We start from the raw sequence: 18969 nt of genomic DNA, 5'->3' as shown, positions 1-18969 counted from the left end.
ATGGCAATTCCTAAACTGCAGGCTTATGCGCTACCAACGGCGCTCGATGTTCCGGTGAACAAAGTCGACTGGGCATTTGACCCTGAACGCGCCGCGCTGTTGATCCACGACATGCAGGATTATTTTATCGGCTTTTGGGGCGATAACTGCCCGATGATGGAGCAGGTCGTCGCGAACATCGCCGCGCTGCGCCAGTACTGCAAAGAGCATAACATTCCGGTGTATTACACCGCTCAGCCGAAAGAACAGAGTGATGAAGACCGCGCTCTGCTCAATGATATGTGGGGACCGGGCCTGACGCGTTCCCCGGAACAACAAAAGATCGTTGAGGCGCTGGCGCCGGATGAAGCGGATACCATTCTGGTGAAATGGCGTTATAGCGCATTTCATCGTTCCCCGCTGGAACAGATGCTCAAGGAAACCGGGCGTAATCAACTGATCATTACCGGGGTGTATGCGCATATCGGCTGTATGACCACCGCAACGGACGCCTTCATGCGTGACATCAAGCCGTTTATGGTTGCCGATGCGCTGGCGGACTTTAGCCGTGACGAACACCTGATGTCGCTGAAATACGTGGCGGGACGTTCCGGGCGTGTGGTAATGACCCAGGAATTATTGCCGACACCGGTCCCGACCAGTAAAGATGCGTTGCGCAGCGTTATTCTGCCGTTGCTGGATGAGTCTGAAGAGCCGATGGATGACGAAAACCTGATCGACTACGGGCTGGATTCCGTGCGCATGATGGCGCTGGCGGCGCACTGGCGTAAGGTTCATGGTGACATTGATTTCGTGATGCTGGCGAAAAAACCGACCATTGACGCTTGGTGGGCGCTGCTCTCCCGCGAGGTGAAGTAATGGCTGGATTTGATTTTGCCGGGAAAACCGTCTGGGTAACCGGCGCGGGTAAAGGGATTGGCTACACCACTGCGTTGGCATTTGCGGAGGCTGGTGCTGAGGTGACAGGATTCGATCGCGAATTTCCTCAGGATAACTACCCGTTTGCGACCGAAGTGCTGGATGTGGCGAATGCCGGACAGGTAGCTGAAGTGTGCCAGCGCGTCCTCAAAGCGCGCGAGCGTTTAGATGTGTTGGTCAATGCCGCAGGTATTTTGCGTATGGGGGCCACCGATGCGCTGAGCGCAGAGGAGTGGCAGCAGACGTTTGCGGTTAACGTTGGTGGGGCGTTCAATCTGTTTCAGCAGACGATGGCGCAGTTTCGTCGCCAGCAGGGCGGGGCGATCGTGACCGTCGCGTCGGATGCGGCGCACACGCCGCGTATCGGCATGAGTGCTTACGGCGCGTCAAAAGCCGCGTTGAAAAGTCTGGCGCTGACCGTCGGACTTGAACTGGCGGGCAGCGGTGTGCGCTGTAATGTGGTGTCGCCAGGCTCGACCGACACCGATATGCAGCGCACGCTGTGGGTTAGCGATGACGCGGAGCAACAGCGCATTCGTGGATTTGGCGAGCAGTTTAAACTCGGGATTCCGCTGGGGAAAATCGCCCGGCCACAAGAGATCACTAACACTATTTTATTCCTCGCCTCTGATCTGGCCAGCCACATTACGTTACAGGATATCGTGGTGGACGGCGGTTCCACGCTGGGGGCATGACGATGATCTGGAAGCGTCATTTAACGCTGGATGAACTCAATGCCACCAGTCAGAACACGATGGTGGCGCATTTAGGCATGGTCTACACCCGGCTGGGTGATGATGTGCTGGAAGCCGAAATGCCGGTGGATAGCCGCACGCATCAGCCATTTGGCCTGCTGCACGGCGGCGCATCCGCGGCCCTAGCGGAAACGCTGGGTTCAATGGCGGGTTATCTGATGACCCGCGACGGGCAATGCGTAGTGGGGACGGAACTCAACGCCACGCATCATCGGGCGGTATCGCAGGGGAAAGTGCGGGGCGTTTGCCAGCCGCTGCACCTTGGGCGTCAAAATCAAAGCTGGGAAATCGTCATCTTTGATGAGCAGGGACGACGCTGCTGCACCTGTCGTTTAGGCACTGCAGTGATGGGGTGAAGATAAGCGCGTCGTTTAGACGCGCTTCGTGACACCAGTTACCAGCTATAGCGCAGATTGAAACTCCCGTTGAGATCGCGGTAGTCGTTATTACCTTTCTGACCCGCCGCCTGGACGCTGACGTTCCACTGGCTATTGAGATTCGCCTGAATTCCCACTTTTAGCTCGCTGCGATCGGCAGGAAGATCCTGTTTTACCGTTGCGTTATCAAATGATACGGCCAGATCGTCGGTGGAGTGTAGCCAGTTAATCTCTGCGAATGGCCGGACGGTTGCATCGACGAATGAAAGCTGGCTATCAATTCGCAGACCAAGACGTGTAGTCCAGCTATCGCCATTTTGCCCGTCTATGCGTGTTCCATTTGTCTCAACGCTATCTGCCTCGTAGTTTTGCCAGATAACCTGCGCCTGTGGCGTCAGGCTTACTGTGTTAGCGCTGCTCAAGTTAATGTTGTAGCGATAACCGCTTTCCAGCGAAATCGCGTGAGCCAGGGAGTCGTAATGCGTTGAACCGGCATTGCCATTCTCGACGCTGTTATTGTAGAAGCCATACTGATACCACGTATCAACATACCAGCCGCGATGTTGCCGGGCATCAGAGAACCAGGTGGCATACGCGCCAAGATTGTAACCGTCGATATCGCCTGTGGCTGTAAACTGACTGCCATCCGCGCCACGATTTCCGGTGCTGTCGGTACTGCCGTCAAGGTAACTGGCCATCAGGCCAAACGTGATGCTTTGTTGTTCATCGCGCCAGATAGCAATATCGCTGCCAAGCTGAAACTGGGTGTAATCGCTGTCCATGTCGATATTGCCGTTGACAGCTGATGTGTCCGTTTTTCCGCCTTTCATTCGCGCCCAGACGCTTCCTTCGGCCGAGCGGTACTGGCTACCTTCACGATCGAATAGTGTTTGCATCTGCAGGTTACGCGCCAGCCATTGGTTGCCCAAATAAGCGCCGATGTCGGCGCGATATTGTGGATTCGATGGGGTTACGTCGCTGCCGCTGTCGTCAGGGTCGACAGGTGTCACGTCGCTACCGCCGTCATCAGGATCAACCGGTGTCACGTCGCTGCCGCCATCGTCAGGATCAACTGGCATCACGTCGCTGCCGCCGTCGTCAGGGTCGACAGGTGTCACGTCGCTGCCGCCGTCATCAGGATCGACTGGTGTCACGTCGCTGTCGTCAGGATCGATCGGAGTGACGTCATCATCCGGGTCATCAGGCGTTTCTGCTTTGGAACGCAAATACCAGCTTTCGTTATCTTCATACAGACGATACTCATACAGGCCGATTTGAATCTGATTGCCAAGAGAAAACGCGTTATCTGATGACACCCCACCGACGTCGACAATCTCGATACCTTGATCGGTATATGCACCCACGCCATCCACATTATTGATGTAGAGTGTGGTGCTGCCGTTAACATTACCCGAGACAATGAGCTGGTCGGTTGGTGAATTATCATCGCCTAAAATGGCGTTAAGTGAGAGCTGACCGCCGTTGCCCGTGTAGTCGCCGTTGATGATTAACGCATTCCCGGGAGTCGTGCTACTGCTGCGGATTACACCTTGATTGGTTACGTTACCATTAACGATAAACTGGCTATCTGGCGTTGTACGATCACCAAAGCTTAGCAGGCCGACGTTGTTCACAGCACCGTTGATTACCCCGTTACCGCTGAGAGTGGCTCCAGTTTCAACATCGATGCTCTGCTTGCTCCCTTCAGAGCCAATAGCGCCAGAACTAGTCAACCACAGCGTTCCCTGCTGAATGTCTGTGATTCCGCTCCAGGTATTCTTTGCGGTAAGGGTGAGCGTGCCGTCTCCTTTTTTGGTCAGACTTTTACCGTCCCATCCCGTGGTGGCGTTGGGTGAGGTATCTGCAAGCAACCCATTGACGGTAAATGCCTGGCCCGCGTTCAGGGTGAACGTACCGTGTGCAGGCGTAGAGACCGCGGCGGAGTCTCCGGCGTACCAACTGAGCCCCACGCCCAATTCATATTGGGTATTATCAAGGGCATTAACCTGACCAGAAATCGCGATATAGTCGGGCAGGGTATCCGGATCGGTTGAGATCGAAGCGAAATCGCTCACGATTGCGGAGTTGGCATCAATTAGCGTAACCGTGTCGATGTCTGCCAGTTGATTGTCTGAGGTCAGCGCGTTGAGATCCAGCGCATTACCCGAATTGCTGATGTGTAGATCGCCGCCTGGATTAACCTGTCCGCCGGTAATTAGCGGGTTAGCGGACCGACTGGCCAGCGCCGCGGCGCTTAAATCGACGCTGAGAATACTGCTTTCTTTCAGCGTGACCTCGTCAGCATGCACGGTGCTGTAAGTTCCGGCTGCGTGGTCTGCCGCCAGCTCAAGGGTTCCTGCGTTAGTCAGCGTCGTGAGCGTGGAATCATCGGTAACCCGCCACAGGCTCTGGTCGGCAAGGTTAAGGTTGAGGATTGAATCAATACCCTGGTCGTTGAAGCTTTCATTAACCGAGGTTGCCCCAGCGAAATAAGAATCCGCGTCCATATTGAGGTTGATATATCCCCAGCCGCTGTTAACGATGTCGCCGGTTATGGTCATTTTCCCTGAGCCATTTACCGTCCCGCCAGGTAGAACATTCCCGCCCGAAGAAACTTTCGGATTCCAGATGGCAACGCCGCCGTCGGCGATAATGGTGGTATCGCCCGTCAGATTCACGATACCGCCTTCTTGCATCACCACGCCGTAACCACTGCCGTTAGCGCCGGTCATATCAATGGTCAGATTCTCACCATTGATGATGCCTGCATGGGTAAAATCCCCATCGCCGATGGCCCAAAGACCGTAAGGATTTTTACAGCTCATGATGATATCCGTATTGGATATATTGATCGTCGCGCCACTGTATTGGGCTGATGCGCCATAGCCGTTAACCGCGTAGATAGTGTTTCGCTGCTCTGCGGAACCGTTGAAATTTATGGTTGTCGGTGCGCTGTAAGGGGTGTTGGCCACAATACCGTTGGTCGTGTGGCCTGTGGAATTTCTTCCATCAATGCTGCTGCCTTCACCAATGTTGGCGACGGCGGCATGCATGCTGCTCATTAGTGTAAGAGCGGTGGACTGCGCGGTCGTGACGGTCAGATTTCTGGCATTGAATTCACTGTATCCTCGGCCGGTCAGGTAAATTGTTGATGCAGTCCCGTTTGCGCTAATGGCGCTGTCTGACCCTAAATCAACCACGCCGCCTTCTATTCGAAGCCCTTCCGTCTTCTGGCCGGTGACGTCAATGGTGAGGTGGTTGGCCTTTACTGTTCCGATGGCATCATCTTTACTGGTTGCCGAATAATCCTCAACAATCATCCCGTATCCTTCGGAGAAACCGTGCACGGTGATGGTGGAATCATTGCCAAAATCCACGTTGCCGCTGATGTCCGCGCCTGTACCGTTTGCGCGCTCGTTAGAGGTTGTGGAAAGGGTGATATCAAGGTTATCTGCCGTAAAATAACTTTGTGAACCAGAAACAAGTCCATATGCCGTACCTCCAGGCGTTGAGAGCGTAATTGCGCTGTTCTTGCCCAGATTAATTTGGCTGTATTGCCCCTCCTGGATACCATAAATCGTGGTGCCTGTTCCTGTCTCTGATACGGTGAAATCAATGTTCAGCCCGTTCGCGTTAACCTGGGTGTTTTTTCCAAGATAGAGCGCGCTGCCGCCGGCTGTGCCGCTGGTTAATTCTATGCGGCTGTCATCCCCAAAATTGAGCGTGGTACCATTTGCCCAGTATGTGTCGATACCTACAGCCTTACCGGTTGCATCGGTGTTAACCTGGATTAATCCAGCGTTCATGGTTAACGTATTATTGTCGTCATAGAAATAGACACCCGTCGCATTACCATTTTGGGATTCGGTGATAATTTTACTCTTGTTGCCGAAGTTCAGCGTGGTGTTTTCTGTATTAACGTTAATTCCGTAAGCATCTTTTTTACTGATGGTGTTAATTGATATATTCTCGGCGTCTATATTTGTGCCTGGACTGGTGTTGTTAATATAAAGACCTGTGGTTGATGCTGCTTTCGCCGTTCCTGTGTCTGTAACGTTAATATGTGTACCGGTACCTAAATTATTATTGGCGCTGTTATCAAGCTTTACCCCAATAGAACCACTATCACCGGTAACGTTAATGGTGGTTTTACCATTAATCTGTACGCCTTGCCCCCCTGAGGACAGACTTTCGATACCCGTGGTTCCATCGACAGATGTCACGGTATCGCCATCATTTAAGTTGATGGTTTCACCGCTAAGCGGGCCGTAGTCGCTGGCATGAACGCAATTTGCCGTTAATCCAACTGCCGATAACACCAGGCCTGCGACGGTTGCGCGAACCCGTTGATCGCCCTGCGAGAGTTCTGACGTCACCACAAACATATTTCTCGCGATATTCCAGACGATGCGATAGCATTTATTCATAATTTATATCCTTATACGGCCATCCTGAACAACCTGGCGCTGAAAAATTCTGCTGAATTAATTTTATTTTTTATGTGGGTTATTTTGTCATTAAAGCTGGTGCTGCAGGTATATTCTTTGTTTTGAAATTGGTGATTAAAGTGAAATAAAGCACTTACTGCATACAAAATCAGGATGGTCTGAATCTCTAAGAGCAATAACCGTTAAGCTGAGAAATTCAGGTTAATATTGTTAATTAATATCCTTATTAATAATAAAAATATTAAGTGGCACGCTCAGCATCATGCTGAGAGGAGAATTGGATAAAACATAGAGGTGTTGGCACATACTGCGCAATTTTTTCAGTTGTCTCTGCGTTGATAGTGATCAAGTTAACAATACAATGTAAAAAATCAGTGATATATCTGCTTTGCATGGTTGTCAGGTTGTTAAATTCAGAAAAGATGTTATAGAAACAAAATGTAACATCTCTCTGGATCGGACAACGGATAACAACTATGAACAAATCAGGGAAGTACCTCGTCTGGACAGTGCTCTCCGTTATGGGAGCATTTGCCCTCGGCTATATCGCATTAAATCGTGGTGAACAGATCAACGCGTTGTGGATAGTCGTGGCGTCGGTCTGTGTCTACCTTATCGCTTACCGTTTCTACGGCCTGTACATCGCGAAAAATGTACTGGCGCTTGACCCGACGCGTATGACGCCAGCCGTGCGCCATAACGACGGTCTGGATTATGTTCCCACCGATAAAAAAGTGCTGTTTGGTCACCATTTTGCGGCAATTGCCGGAGCGGGTCCGTTAGTTGGACCGGTGCTGGCGGCGCAAATGGGCTATTTGCCGGGGATGATCTGGCTGCTCGCCGGGGTGGTACTGGCGGGTGCGGTGCAGGACTTCATGGTGCTGTTTGTTTCTACCCGTCGCGATGGTCGTTCCCTTGGCGAACTGGTGAAAGAAGAGATGGGCCCAACGGCGGGCGTTATTGCGCTGGTGGCCTGTTTTATGATCATGGTGATTATTCTCGCAGTACTGGCGATGATTGTCGTGAAAGCGCTGACCCACAGTCCGTGGGGAACCTACACCGTAGCGTTCACCATCCCGCTGGCGATCTTCATGGGAATTTATCTGCGCTATCTGCGCCCGGGCCGCATTGGTGAAGTGTCGGTCATCGGTCTGGTGTTCCTGGTGTTTGCCATTATTTCCGGCGGCTGGGTGGCTGAAAGCCCGACCTGGGCACCGTACTTTGACTTTACCGGCGTACAGCTGACGTGGATGCTGGTGGGCTACGGTTTTGTTGCCGCCGTCCTGCCGGTGTGGCTGCTGCTGGCCCCGCGTGATTACCTCTCTACCTTCCTGAAAATCGGCACCATCGTTGGCCTGGCGGTAGGGATTCTGATCATGCGTCCAACGCTGACCATGCCAGCGCTGACCAAGTTTGTTGACGGTACTGGCCCGGTCTGGACCGGTAACTTGTTCCCGTTCCTGTTTATTACCATTGCCTGTGGTGCGGTATCTGGCTTCCATGCGCTGATCTCCTCCGGCACCACGCCGAAGATGCTGGCTAATGAAGGGCAGGCCTGCTTTATCGGCTACGGCGGAATGCTGATGGAATCCTTTGTCGCCATTATGGCGCTGGTTTCCGCGTGCATCATCGATCCGGGCGTGTACTTTGCAATGAACAGCCCGATGGCGGTGCTGGCTCCTGCGGGCACGGTTGACGTAGTGGCTTCTGCGGCACAGGTAGTCAGCAGTTGGGGCTTTGCCATTACGCCAGACACCCTGCATCAAATCGCCAATGAAGTGGGTGAGCAATCCATCATCTCCCGCGCAGGTGGTGCGCCGACGCTGGCCGTCGGGATGGCGTACATTCTGCATGGCGCACTGGGCGGCATGATGGATGTGGCGTTCTGGTATCACTTCGCCATTCTTTTTGAAGCGTTGTTTATTCTGACGGCGGTAGATGCCGGTACACGCGCCGCGCGCTTTATGCTGCAGGACTTGCTGGGCGTGGTATCACCGAGCCTGAAACGTACCGATTCGCTGCCTGCAAACCTGCTGGCTACAGCGCTGTGCGTGCTGGCCTGGGGTTACTTCTTACACCAGGGCGTGGTGGATCCTCTGGGCGGTATCAACACCCTGTGGCCGCTGTTTGGTATCGCTAACCAGATGCTGGCCGGTATGGCGTTGATGCTCTGTGCTGTGGTGCTGTTCAAGATGAAACGCCAGCGCTACGCGTGGGTGGCGCTGGTGCCAACGGCCTGGCTGCTGATTTGTACCCTGACCGCTGGCTGGCAGAAAGCGTTTAGCCCGGATGCGAAAATCGGCTTCCTGGCTATCGCCAACAAGTTCCAGGCGATGATCGACAGCGGTAACATTCCGGCGCAGTACACCCAGTCGCAGCTGACGCAACTGGTGTTTAACAACCGCCTGGATGCGGGTCTTACCATCTTCTTCATGGTCGTCGTTGTGGTGCTGGGTCTGTTCTCCATCAAAACTGCGCTGGCAGCATTGAAAGAGGACAAACCTACGTCGAAAGAGACACCGTACGAGCCGATGCCTGAGAATGTCGAAGAGATCGTGGCGCAGGCGAAAGGCGCGCACTAATATTCTCTTAACCAACCAGCCCTCTCCTGAACGGGGAGGGCGTTTGTACGACAGGGAAACACTATGTTTGAAACACTCGCCAAAGCCGGGAAGTATTTAGGTCAAACCGCCCGATTAATGATAGGTGTGCCGGATTATGACAACTATGTTGAACATATGCGCGTCACGCATCCGGACCAGACGCCAATGACCTACGAAGAATTTTTCCGCGAGCGCCAGGATGCACGATATGGCGGGAAAGGTGGCGCGAAGTGCTGTTGATTTTTTGCCGGATGGCGTTGATGCTTATCCGGCCTACAACATCGTATTGGCGTAATTTGTCGTCGTAGGCCTGATAAGGCGAAGCCGCCATCAGGCAACCCGCACCATAATCACACCGTAAACGACTCTACCTTTTCGAATGCTGCGCGCAGTGTCTCCGGCTTTAACGTTACCGGCAGGGCGTGAATGGACTCCACCGGGCGCAGAGTGTGCGCAATCACTTTGTCGATTTCGGCGCGGTTATTGATGTTCACTTCCAGTTGAGCTAATCGGGTTGGCAGGTTGAATCGCTGATAAGCGGTAATTAACTGCGCCAGCACGTCATCTTGTCCCAGCAGCGCGCTCTGCACCAGGATGCCGTACGCCACTTTGGTGCCATGTAAAAACTTCTCGGTTTGTGGGAGGACGGTCAGGCCATTGTGAACAGAATGCGCCGCCGCCACGCGGGTGTAGCGCTCACCCAGACCACCAACCATGCCGCCTCCGGCAATAATCGCATCCACCACATCGCAAAAAGTGCGGCTTAGCGTGCCTTGTTGTTTGTCTGCCAGCGCCTGCTCGCTGCTTTCCAGCAGGACGTCGCGGATTGTCTGCGCGGCTTGAATACCCAGACGTACTGTCAATGGCAGTGTTTCCGGCTGAGGTGCGAGCACGACGGCTTCATACCACTTTGCCAGCGTGTCGCCGATCCCCGCCAGTAAGTATTCTTCTGGCGCATTGAGAACGATCCCGGGTTCGACCAGCACGAGGAAGTTCGCGTCAGGGAAAATTTCGAAATGTAGTGCCTGGCCCGCATCGTTATACCAGACAGAGAGCGGCGTCCAGGCAGCGCAGGTCGCCGCGATAGTAGGAATACCGACAAACGGCAGATCCAGACGACGGGCCAATGCTTTAGCGGTGTCGAGTAATGTACCGCCACCCACGCCAATCACCACACTGCGATCCTCTCCCGACTCTTTTGCCAGTTGAGCAACATCGGTTTCGCTGCAATGTCCCGTAAACAGCAGGCGTTTAGCCTCGGCAAGATGAAAAGCCTCTGGCAGGTAAGGGCGGGCCGCATCGATGGCGCGTTCACCATAAACCCACACGGCGCGTGAAAGTTGGTCGGCAGAGAAAAAATCGTTCAGTCTCGACAGACTACCAGGATGGGAAAAATAGTTAGCTGGGCCGGTGACGACGCGAATTTCGGTATTACTCATGTTGTGTTGTCCTTTTGGCTGTCCTGTCCAGGCAGGTTATTTTTATATAGACGTCTGAACGTCTTGATTGCCAAATACTAGCATCGTGCTATAGTGGCTTCAACCACAACATCACACGCTGGGATAACAATAATGAGTAATAACCCGCTGATTCCGCAAAGCAAACTGCCTAATCTGGGCACCACTATCTTCACGCAAATGAGTGCGCTGGCGCAGCAGCATCAGGCCATTAACCTCTCGCAGGGGTTTCCTGATTTTGACGGTCCACTCTTTTTGCAAGAGCGTCTGGCGTATCACGTCGCGCATGGCGCAAACCAGTATGCGCCGATGACGGGCGTGCAGCCGCTGCGCGAAGCCATCGCGGATAAAACGGCAGACCTGTACGGCTATAAACCTGACGCGAATAGTGAAGTGACCATCACGGCGGGGGCCACAGAAGCATTATATGCCGCGATCACTGCGCTGGTGCGCCCTGGTGATGAGGTGATTTGTTTTGACCCGAGCTACGACAGCTATGCGCCTGCGGTTGAATTATCCGGCGGTGTGGTTAAACGTATCGCCCTGCAACCACCATCTTTTCGCGTTGACTGGCAGGCGTTTAGTGCCTTACTCAGCGACCGTACCCGATTGGTTATCCTGAACACGCCACATAATCCTTCTGCCACCGTGTGGCATCACGCCGATTTTGATGCGCTGTGGCAGGCGATTAAAGAACGCGAGATCTTTGTCATCAGCGACGAAGTTTATGAGCATATCTGTTTTGCCAAACAGGGGCATGCCAGCGTGCTGGCACATTCAGAGCTGCGGGAACGCGCTGTTGCTGTTTCATCGTTTGGTAAGACCTACCATCTGACCGGCTGGAAGGTCGGATACTGCGTTGCGCCAGCCGCCATTAGCGCTGAGCTACGAAAAGTGCACCAGTATCTGACGTTTTCCGTCAACACGCCGGCTCAGCTCGCACTGGCGGATATGCTACGAGAAGATCCGGCACACTACCGTGAACTGCCCGAGTTTTATCAGAAAAAACGCGACGTGTTGGTGAACGCACTGCGTGATAGTCGGCTGGAAATTCTGCCGTGTGAAGGTACGTACTTTTTACTGGTCGATTACAGCGCCGTTTCCTCGCTTAACGACGTGGAGTTTTGCCAGTGGCTGACCACTGAAGTGGGCGTTGCGGCAATTCCGCTGTCGGTGTTCTGCGCCGATCCTTTCCCGCATAAACTGATTCGCCTCTGTTTTGCCAAGCAAGAATCGACGCTGTTAGCGGCAGCCGAGCGTCTGGTTTCGTTATAGCTATTTCACGGTCCAGGCTTTGGAGAATCGACGGTCGGCAAACAACGCTTGCAGGCCGTTGATTTGCTTCAGGCGTAACACCTCGTCGCTGTCCATACCAAGATCCTTGCCAATTCTTTCTTCACTCCATCCCAGTTGCGATAGCTCGCGGACAATCTCGGACATGGCGTGGATTTGATGACGCCCGCGAGCGCGGTTGTGGCGAATGGTTGCCGCCATACGCTCATGGCGTTCGCGTTCTAAACAGGCAACCGGCAGATATCCTTTCAGCCTGGGCCTCAGTGAGGCTTTGGCTTTACCTAACTCGTGGCGGTGGAAACCGTCGACAATTTCGTATTCTTCAGCCGTTGAGTGAACCACTACAATGGGCTGCGTAAACCCGTCAGCTTCGAGGGACTTCAGCAGCAGCTTTTTCTCCGGTGGCGCAACGTTATTGGGGTTGTAGTCATTGGGTGAAATATGATCATTTTTAACCCAAAGTACGCAATCTACGGGCTCCTCGCGAAAGGGACTGACGCTGTGTATTGCCTTTCTGAATTCATTTATGGCTTCAATTCTCTCTGGTTCTGATAAACCAGAAAGAAAGCCGAGGAGTTCCTGAGTTAATCGCTGTTGCATAAGAGTCCCCATTCCTGGCGTTTTGTTTTCATGCGCTCATTGTAGCGTTGATAGTTTTTGGGTTTCGTTGGACTAAATGAGAGAGCCCGGCACCAATAGTCGTTATTCAGCAGAACCTTACAGATACGCCGCCACGACGGAATATCCACTGAACCAATATCTCTTTCCTGGGTTTGTGGGATAATCTCCATGCCTTTTTTCTTATACCACTGTAAATAGACGGCGATTTTATTGCGGTAATGTTCAGCGGTCGTTTCCGGCATACTCTTCAATAACAGCATGGCGTATTCCTGCCAGCTTAAATGTTCGGGTTTTAATATTTTGCGGTGACCGTAAAAATGGTTGTCCTGACCAGCATATATCCCGCCACTTTTTACCCCGCTGACGCGGGAGCACATCATTGCCCAGCGTTCAGGCTCAATAACATGGTAAAGCCACAGCCCCTGGCGTTGTTCTGGTCCAAAGGGTTCGCAGATACGCATGTATCGCGTGGGAACCCCCGCCTGATACATCAGGTTGTACAGGGGATTACACGGGAGCATTGACTTCGCAAACCACGTCCAGATGTCAGCAGTTTTCCAGTCATAAATCGGATAAATATACCAGGTATGCCCGCCGGGGGCGCTGGTGGTCCAGGGTTTGTCATCGGCAAAACGCTGTTTTTTCGAGTTCGCAATGGCGACAAAACGATTATATGACTCATCAGCGCGGATCCCGACCATCATGGCGGCTGGTCGTTTCTGCGAAAACCATTCAGCGAACTCACGAACAAATTGCTCGAAAGTCATACCGGGTTGATAGAAAGAGAAAAACTCGGGATCGGTAATGGCATCTGCAGGCGGTTGGCGAACCCATTGAGTACCCGGTTCCCAGCATTGCCATTCAGGCTGAAATTGTGACAGTGAATTTTGTGTCGTCAGCGGCAATGCAACCCAATAAAATTCTTCGATGACATCGGAATAATTCTCGCGTAGCGCCTGGACATAGTCGATAGTGCAGGAAAACTGAGCCTCCCAGTCGATAAATAAGACGTTTATTTTTTTCTGTAACTGGCGGGCAATGGCGGCGGTCAGATGTAACATTAACCCCGAATCTTTACCCCCAGAGAAAGAAACGCAGACACGCGGTAGAGTTTCAAGCGTCCAGGTAATGCGTTCCTGTGCTGCTTGCAGAACATTTTTATCCAACGGTATTTTATAAACAGACATATCAAATCCATATCGAATTTTTATTATTTGCAGCCATAATAAATGTCCGTAATAGGATAAGCTTTTTCTTGCAGCATGCAATATTTAAATATATTCATTATCTGCATGCTATTTTGTTATTGTATATTTTATATGAATTATAATGTGCTTTTAATCATGTTATCCTTAACTATCCAAGGATAGTTTGCTTATGTATTCTGCGAAGGCTTTGTTATTCAAGGATGCCCGGTTATACATTATAAATAATTTTACTTTTGGTAATTCAAAATTGGTTTTAATTTCTTTAAATTTCAATGCTGGCTGATAAATTTCATAAATTTGTCTGGGGATCACACCAATAATATCCGTACTGGCGATAACGTTAGCAATCGAGAGTAAGGAGTCGCTACTAAAACCTACTTTATGGAATGCCATCGATTCGCTGGCACGGGAGCGATAATCTTTAATGCCCTGATCTTCAGAGGAAAAATATGTAAATTGCTCTTGTTGGATTTGTTCGAGCGTGCTCGTCTCATTTATTCTTGGATGGTTGCCACTGCACACTAAAACACAGTCAATAGTCTTGAAATGAGTACATACAATAGAACGATTGTGAACTGGCGTTGTTGTAATCACCAGATCGGCTTTACGATAGGCAAGGATGTTTTCGGCCGTTTCTGCTGACATTAATATATCATGATGCTCAATTTCAATATCTGAATTTTCTCTGAGGCTATTAATTAAAGATGTCACATTCAGGTTGGTTGTAATTTGTGGGCTGTAGATGACGAATTTATTTTTCAGGCTGGAACCGTGCATGATATTGATGGTTTGTTCCAGATTATTGAGATTTTTTTCAAGGTGAAGATGAAGGTTTACCCCTGTGACCGTAGGCGTAATGCCTTTGCCTGAGCGAATAAACAAGGGGTCGTTAAACTGTGTACGCAGTCGCTGTAATGACTGGCTGACGGCTGAAGGGGTGATATACAGTGTTGCCGCAGCTTTACTGATGCTCAAATGTTGATAAATACATTCAAAAATTACCAACAGGTTAAGATCGAATTTTTTGAGGTCATAGAGGTTAGCCATGCATACCTTCCTGTGATGGTAATGTATAGGATAATTCAATTGTTGAATAATTTAAATTCTAATCATTCTTAGAGTTTATGTTTATGGCTTAATGAATAATTAACTTAAACTAAAATAACACAGATTGCTTGATGGTTACGATAAAAATACATTTTAAAGAGTGATTGAAATGAGAACCATAACAATCACTCATTCTGTTACCTTTATTTATTTCCCATAATAATATTTAATTTATCTTTATCGGGTAATCCCACTTCCTGTTGTAACGTATTGTCTTTGCTCATGTAGTAGATCGCGGGCGTCACATTAGCACCTAAATCATCCATGAGTTTTTGGTTGATATTCAGTACTTTCATCTGTTCTGGATGGACAGACGTGGGGATTTCCAGCTTCATTTTCCCGCCAGATGCTTCATAGTCATGCCAGGTTTTGGCCGGATCTTTGGATGCCAGGATTGCAGCAGCGGTTGCCGGGCTTTCGGGCTTGATCACGCCAACCAGCAGCGTACGCAGCTGAACTTTACCGGAATCTACCCATGGGCGCGCCTGCTGCCAGAACTGTTTGCAATAAGGACAGAAGGGATCGGCAAACACGTAAACGATGACCGGGGCTTCTTTTTTCCCGTCCAGAATCCACGACGCTTTTTCCATTCGTTGCCACATCTCACGTCCGGCAGGGGCATAGATCTCTTTTTCTATGAGCGCATTACTGAGGTTTTCTCCTTTTTCATTATACATGTAGCCGGAGATGGCATGTTTACCGTCAGGCGTGACATAGATAGTGACCCCCATGTCCTGGTATTTTCCCAGATAGCCTTTCATTCCACCCGGTGCGTCGAAGGGCTTCAGGATGGTAATTCCCTGTTTCTCAATGGCTTTAACAGGGGCAGGGAGCTCCTCTGCGTGCACGATAGCGGGGAGAAGAGTTAAGAGTAAGGTGCGTTTAAACATTGATTTTCCTTATAAAATCAGCAGGAAAGTGGGCTTAATTGCAAAACCTATCACAGCCATAGGTAAGATCGACGGTCTGTCGATTGCCCTTTCTTTAGTTGGGTGATGTAATCCCCATCGCTGTTACGACCTTTGTTAAGGTAATGTAGAGCGCAACACATAGCCAGCCCTGCTGGCACTGACGTTACCTGCGGGTAGCTCGGGTAATGAGGCTCCCTGCAAAGGGGGCCTTTTTTACTTTTATCTTTAGGTTCACAACATGAGTTTGAGTGGGTTGTTAGTTAACGCTTATTGATTTGATAAAGGAAACGCATTAGCCCTGCGAAGAGATTTTCGTTAACTTATCTCTCAACGAAAACACGGAGGAAGTACAGATGTCTTTGATTAATACCAAAATTAAACCTTTCAAAAACCAGGCGTTCAAAAACGGTGAGTTCATCGAAGTAACCGAGAAAGATACCGAAGGTCGCTGGAGCGTCTTCTTCTTCTACCCGGCTGACTTTACTTTCGTATGCCCGACCGAGCTGGGTGACGTTGCAGACCATTACGAAGAACTGCAGAAACTGGGCGTAGATGTGTATTCCGTTTCTACCGACACCCACTTCACCCACAAAGCATGGCACAGCAGCTCTGAAACCATCGCGAAAATCAAATACGCGATGATCGGCGACCCGACTGGCGCCCTGACCCGTAACTTCGACAACATGCGTGAAGATGAAGGTCTGGCTGACCGCGCAACCTTCGTTGTTGACCCGCAGGGTATCATCCAGGCAATCGAAGTTACTGCTGAAGGTATCGGCCGTGATGCGTCTGACCTGCTGCGTAAAATCAAAGCCGCACAGTACGTCGCCTCCCACCCAGGTGAAGTTTGCCCGGCGAAATGGAAAGAAGGTGAAGCAACCTTAGCGCCATCTCTGGACCTGGTTGGTAAAATCTAAGTCGCGTAGTTTGTAGGCCGGATAAACGTAGTGCATCCGGCATTCCACAGGCGCAAATTTGCGCCTGTTTCATTCCAGCACCATGACGCAAGTTGCATTAATGCAGTCCCGCAAAATCGGCTTGCATGATGATGTTTTCAGAGAGGGAAGAAGAATGCTCGACACAAATATGAAAACCCAGCTCAGGGCTTACCTTGAGAAACTGACCAAACCTGTTGAGCTGATTGCGACGCTGGACGACAGCGCTAAATCGGCAGAAATCAAGGAACTCCTGACTGAAATTGCTGAACTGTCAGAAAAAGTCACCTTCAAAGAAGACAATACTCTGGCGGTGCGTAAGCCATCGTTCCTGATTACCAATCCCGGTTCTCACCAGGGACCGCGTTTTGCCGGTTCTCCGCTGGGTCATGAGTTTACCTCTCTGGTGCTGGCGCTGTTGTGGACCGGTGGTCATCCGTCAAAAGAGGCGCAGACGTTGCTGGAGCAGATCCGCGATCTCGACGGTGATTTTGAGTTTGAAACCTATTATTCACTTTCCTGCCATAACTGCCCGGACGTGGTGCAGGCGCTGAACCTGATGGCGGTGCTGAACCCACGTATCAAACATACGGCGATTGACGGCGGTACTTTCCAGAACGAAATCACCGATCGTAACGTGATGGGCGTTCCGGCGGTATTTATGAACGGCAAAGAGTTCGGTCAGGGGCGTATGACGTTGACTGAGATCGTAGCGAAAGTGGATACCGGCGCAGAAAAACGTGCGGCTGAAGAGCTGAATAAGCGCGATGCTTATGACGTGCTGATTGTCGGTTCTGGTCCTGCAGGTGCGGCGGCAGCGGTGTACTCCGCACGTAAAGGCATTCGCACCGGTCTGATGGGCGAACGTTTTGGCGGCCAGGTTCTTGATACTGTTGATATTGAAAACTATATCTCAGTACCGAAAACTGAAGGTCAGAAACTGGCAGGCGCGCTGAAAGCACACGTTGATGATTATGATGTCGATGTGATTGACAGCCAGAGCGCGAGCAAACTCATTCCAGCAGCGCAGGAAGGCGGTTTGCATCAGATTGAAACGGCCTCCGGCGCGGTGCTGAAAGCACGTAGCATTATCATCGCCACCGGCGCGAAATGGCGCAACATGAACGTTCCGGGCGAAGATCAGTATCGCACCAAAGGCGTAACCTACTGCCCGCACTGTGATGGCCCGCTGTTTAAAGGCAAGCGTGTTGCGGTGATTGGCGGCGGTAACTCCGGCGTTGAAGCGGCTATCGACCTGGCAGGTATTGTTGAACATGTGACGCTGCTGGAGTTTGCTCCTGAAATGAAGGCCGACCAGGTGCTGCAAAATAAGCTTCGCAGTCTGAAAAACGTCGACATCATTCTGAATGCGCAAACGACAGAAGTGAAAGGCGATGGCAGCAAAGTTACTGGCCTGGAGTATCGTGACCGTGTGAGCGGCGATGTTCACAATGTGGAACTGGCAGGTATCTTTGTTCAGATTGGTCTGCTGCCGAACACCAACTGGCTCGAAGGCGCCGTTGAACGTAACCGTATGGGTGAAATCATCATCGATGCCAAGTGCGAAACCAGCGTGAAAGGCGTTTTCGCTGCCGGTGACTGCACCACCGTACCGTATAAGCAGATTATCATCGCGACCGGTGAAGGCGCGAAGGCCTCGTTGAGTTCGTTTGATTATCTGATTCGCACGACAGTAGCATAAAAAAAGTAAGACTCACCTGCACTATAAAAACCCCTGTCAGGCGTTAACCTGGCAGGGGTTTTCTTTAGCAAATCAGTGGCTGTTAACGAACAACCAGCACTGGCAAAGTCGCGTGTCGAACAACGCTGGAAGCGTTAGAGCCGAGCAGATGGGTGCTGATTGATGGGTTACGCGACCCAATGACAACGACATCCGCATTCAACTCTTCACCCAACTCGTTGACCACGTCACGTACGCTGCCAAAGCGGACATGTTGCTTAATACGGGAAGGATCGATGCTGAAGTGACCGACCATCGTTTGCAGACGGGTTTCCGCTTCGTGTTGCAGATGCTCTTCAAAACGACGGACATCGGCTGCAAAGCGGTGCAGGCTTAAGCTCGCTGAGCCTGGCAGCACATGCAGTAGATGGATAACCCCTTTATCCTGGGCCAGAAATTCTGCATGGCGAATAGCCTTGTCGCTCAGTTCCATTTCGAATACATCAACTGGCATTATGATTGTGTTGTACATAAACATTCTCCTTGTCATTACATGAACACATAACAGCATAGTATTAAAAATGATTCTGTCAGTCACGACACAGATTTATGTTTTGCGAACAGGAAAGAAAGCGAGGAGCAGGGAGATCTAACC

The 18969-nt window shown here is 51.1% G+C and carries 15 protein-coding genes; 8 read left to right on the top strand and 7 right to left on the bottom strand.

Annotated features, from left to right (window positions below):
- Genes OGX96_RS12935 through entH form a run of 3 tightly spaced genes read left to right on the top strand, consistent with a single transcriptional unit; the run spans position 1 to position 2029 of the window.
- Positions 1-858, top strand: a complete 858-nt coding sequence (locus tag OGX96_RS12935) for an isochorismatase (RefSeq protein WP_198801707.1) — start codon at positions 1-3, stop codon at positions 856-858.
- Complete coding sequence (gene entA / locus OGX96_RS12930; protein ID WP_032942661.1) at positions 858-1613, top strand: 2,3-dihydro-2,3-dihydroxybenzoate dehydrogenase EntA; 756 nt, start codon at positions 858-860, stop codon at positions 1611-1613. The genes OGX96_RS12935 and entA overlap by 1 nt, the downstream gene beginning before the upstream one ends.
- 2 nt (positions 1614-1615) lie before the next feature.
- The gene (gene entH / locus OGX96_RS12925; RefSeq protein ID WP_003022055.1) at positions 1616-2029 is read left to right on the top strand and encodes a proofreading thioesterase EntH; all 414 of its coding nucleotides are present in this window, start codon (positions 1616-1618) and stop codon (positions 2027-2029) included.
- Between the two features lie 38 nt (positions 2030-2067).
- Here entH and OGX96_RS12920 read toward each other — a convergent pair whose 3' ends face one another.
- On the bottom strand, positions 2068-6477 hold the full coding sequence (locus tag OGX96_RS12920) for an autotransporter outer membrane beta-barrel domain-containing protein (RefSeq protein ID WP_198801708.1): 4410 nt from the start codon (positions 6475-6477) through the stop codon (positions 2068-2070).
- A 497-nt stretch (positions 6478-6974) separates the two neighbouring features.
- Between OGX96_RS12920 and cstA the strand changes: the two genes are divergently transcribed.
- Both cstA and OGX96_RS12910 read left to right on the top strand, forming a co-directional pair.
- Positions 6975-9080 carry a pyruvate/proton symporter CstA gene (gene cstA / locus OGX96_RS12915; RefSeq protein WP_008784063.1) on the top strand — a complete coding sequence of 702 codons (2106 nt, stop codon included), beginning with the start codon at positions 6975-6977 and terminating at the stop codon, positions 9078-9080.
- Between the two features lie 63 nt (positions 9081-9143).
- Complete coding sequence (locus tag OGX96_RS12910) at positions 9144-9341, top strand: YbdD/YjiX family protein (protein WP_003022064.1); 198 nt, start codon at positions 9144-9146, stop codon at positions 9339-9341.
- 110 nt (positions 9342-9451) lie between these two features.
- Here OGX96_RS12910 and OGX96_RS12905 read toward each other — a convergent pair whose 3' ends face one another.
- Positions 9452-10540 (bottom strand): oxidoreductase, encoded by a 1089-nt coding sequence (locus OGX96_RS12905; RefSeq protein WP_198801709.1) that lies wholly within the window; start codon positions 10538-10540, stop codon positions 9452-9454.
- A 132-nt stretch (positions 10541-10672) separates the two neighbouring features.
- Here OGX96_RS12905 and OGX96_RS12900 point away from each other — a divergent pair, with 132 nt between their 5' ends.
- Positions 10673-11833 carry a pyridoxal phosphate-dependent aminotransferase gene (locus OGX96_RS12900; RefSeq protein WP_198801710.1) on the top strand — a complete coding sequence of 387 codons (1161 nt, stop codon included), beginning with the start codon at positions 10673-10675 and terminating at the stop codon, positions 11831-11833.
- Here OGX96_RS12900 and OGX96_RS12895 read toward each other — a convergent pair whose 3' ends face one another.
- From OGX96_RS12895 to dsbG, 4 genes are all read right to left on the bottom strand, one after another.
- Complete coding sequence (locus OGX96_RS12895; RefSeq protein ID WP_032942666.1) at positions 11834-12451, bottom strand: IbrB-like domain-containing protein; 618 nt, start codon at positions 12449-12451, stop codon at positions 11834-11836. It abuts the gene before it with no gap.
- Positions 12436-13659 (bottom strand): phosphoadenosine phosphosulfate reductase, encoded by a 1224-nt coding sequence (locus OGX96_RS12890; protein ID WP_111465932.1) that lies wholly within the window; start codon positions 13657-13659, stop codon positions 12436-12438. Before OGX96_RS12890 ends, OGX96_RS12895 begins: the two co-directional genes overlap by 16 nt.
- Positions 13660-13824: 165 nt before the next feature.
- Positions 13825-14727 carry a DNA-binding transcriptional repressor CitR gene (gene citR, locus OGX96_RS12885; protein ID WP_032942668.1) on the bottom strand — a complete coding sequence of 301 codons (903 nt, stop codon included), beginning with the start codon at positions 14725-14727 and terminating at the stop codon, positions 13825-13827.
- Positions 14728-14930: 203 nt separating this feature from the next.
- Complete coding sequence (gene dsbG / locus OGX96_RS12880) at positions 14931-15677, bottom strand: thiol:disulfide interchange protein DsbG (RefSeq protein ID WP_198801711.1); 747 nt, start codon at positions 15675-15677, stop codon at positions 14931-14933.
- 374 nt (positions 15678-16051) lie between these two features.
- Here dsbG and ahpC point away from each other — a divergent pair, with 374 nt between their 5' ends.
- A complete protein-coding gene (gene ahpC / locus OGX96_RS12875) occupies positions 16052-16615 on the top strand; it encodes an alkyl hydroperoxide reductase subunit C (RefSeq protein WP_002894394.1) in 564 nt (187 codons plus the stop codon).
- A 154-nt stretch (positions 16616-16769) separates the two neighbouring features.
- The gene (gene ahpF, locus OGX96_RS12870; RefSeq protein ID WP_020996553.1) at positions 16770-18335 is read left to right on the top strand and encodes an alkyl hydroperoxide reductase subunit F; all 1566 of its coding nucleotides are present in this window, start codon (positions 16770-16772) and stop codon (positions 18333-18335) included.
- An 82-nt stretch (positions 18336-18417) separates the two neighbouring features.
- Here the strand turns inward: ahpF and uspG are convergent, their stop codons facing one another.
- Entirely contained in the window at positions 18418-18846 is a 429-nt protein-coding gene (gene uspG / locus OGX96_RS12865) for a universal stress protein UspG (protein WP_003022101.1), read from the bottom strand.
- Positions 18847-18969 lie beyond the last annotated feature (123 nt).

This window comes from Citrobacter sp. Cpo100 (assembly GCF_030332595.1).
GTDB lineage: Bacteria > Pseudomonadota > Gammaproteobacteria > Enterobacterales > Enterobacteriaceae > Citrobacter > Citrobacter portucalensis.
Note: the sequence above shows the minus strand (reverse complement) of the source record. Positions and strands in the feature narration are given on the sequence as shown.

Excerpts from the sequence above, each read along its gene's own strand:
- OGX96_RS12935 (WP_198801707.1), top strand. The coding sequence starts at position 1 with ATGGCAATTCCTAAACTGCAGGCTTATGCGCTACCAACGGCGCTCGAT.
- entA (WP_032942661.1), top strand. The coding sequence starts at position 858 with ATGGCTGGATTTGATTTTGCCGGGAAAACCGTCTGGGTAACCGGCGCG.
- entH (WP_003022055.1), top strand. The coding sequence starts at position 1,616 with ATGATCTGGAAGCGTCATTTAACGCTGGATGAACTCAATGCCACCAGT.
- OGX96_RS12920 (WP_198801708.1), bottom strand. The coding sequence starts at position 6,477 with ATGAATAAATGCTATCGCATCGTCTGGAATATCGCGAGAAATATGTTT.
- cstA (WP_008784063.1), top strand. The coding sequence starts at position 6,975 with ATGAACAAATCAGGGAAGTACCTCGTCTGGACAGTGCTCTCCGTTATG.
- OGX96_RS12910 (WP_003022064.1), top strand. The coding sequence starts at position 9,144 with ATGTTTGAAACACTCGCCAAAGCCGGGAAGTATTTAGGTCAAACCGCC.
- OGX96_RS12905 (WP_198801709.1), bottom strand. The coding sequence starts at position 10,540 with ATGAGTAATACCGAAATTCGCGTCGTCACCGGCCCAGCTAACTATTTT.
- OGX96_RS12900 (WP_198801710.1), top strand. The coding sequence starts at position 10,673 with ATGAGTAATAACCCGCTGATTCCGCAAAGCAAACTGCCTAATCTGGGC.
- OGX96_RS12895 (WP_032942666.1), bottom strand. The coding sequence starts at position 12,451 with ATGCAACAGCGATTAACTCAGGAACTCCTCGGCTTTCTTTCTGGTTTA.
- OGX96_RS12890 (WP_111465932.1), bottom strand. The coding sequence starts at position 13,659 with ATGTCTGTTTATAAAATACCGTTGGATAAAAATGTTCTGCAAGCAGCA.
- citR (WP_032942668.1), bottom strand. The coding sequence starts at position 14,727 with ATGGCTAACCTCTATGACCTCAAAAAATTCGATCTTAACCTGTTGGTA.
- dsbG (WP_198801711.1), bottom strand. The coding sequence starts at position 15,677 with ATGTTTAAACGCACCTTACTCTTAACTCTTCTCCCCGCTATCGTGCAC.
- ahpC (WP_002894394.1), top strand. The coding sequence starts at position 16,052 with ATGTCTTTGATTAATACCAAAATTAAACCTTTCAAAAACCAGGCGTTC.
- ahpF (WP_020996553.1), top strand. The coding sequence starts at position 16,770 with ATGCTCGACACAAATATGAAAACCCAGCTCAGGGCTTACCTTGAGAAA.
- uspG (WP_003022101.1), bottom strand. The coding sequence starts at position 18,846 with ATGTACAACACAATCATAATGCCAGTTGATGTATTCGAAATGGAACTG.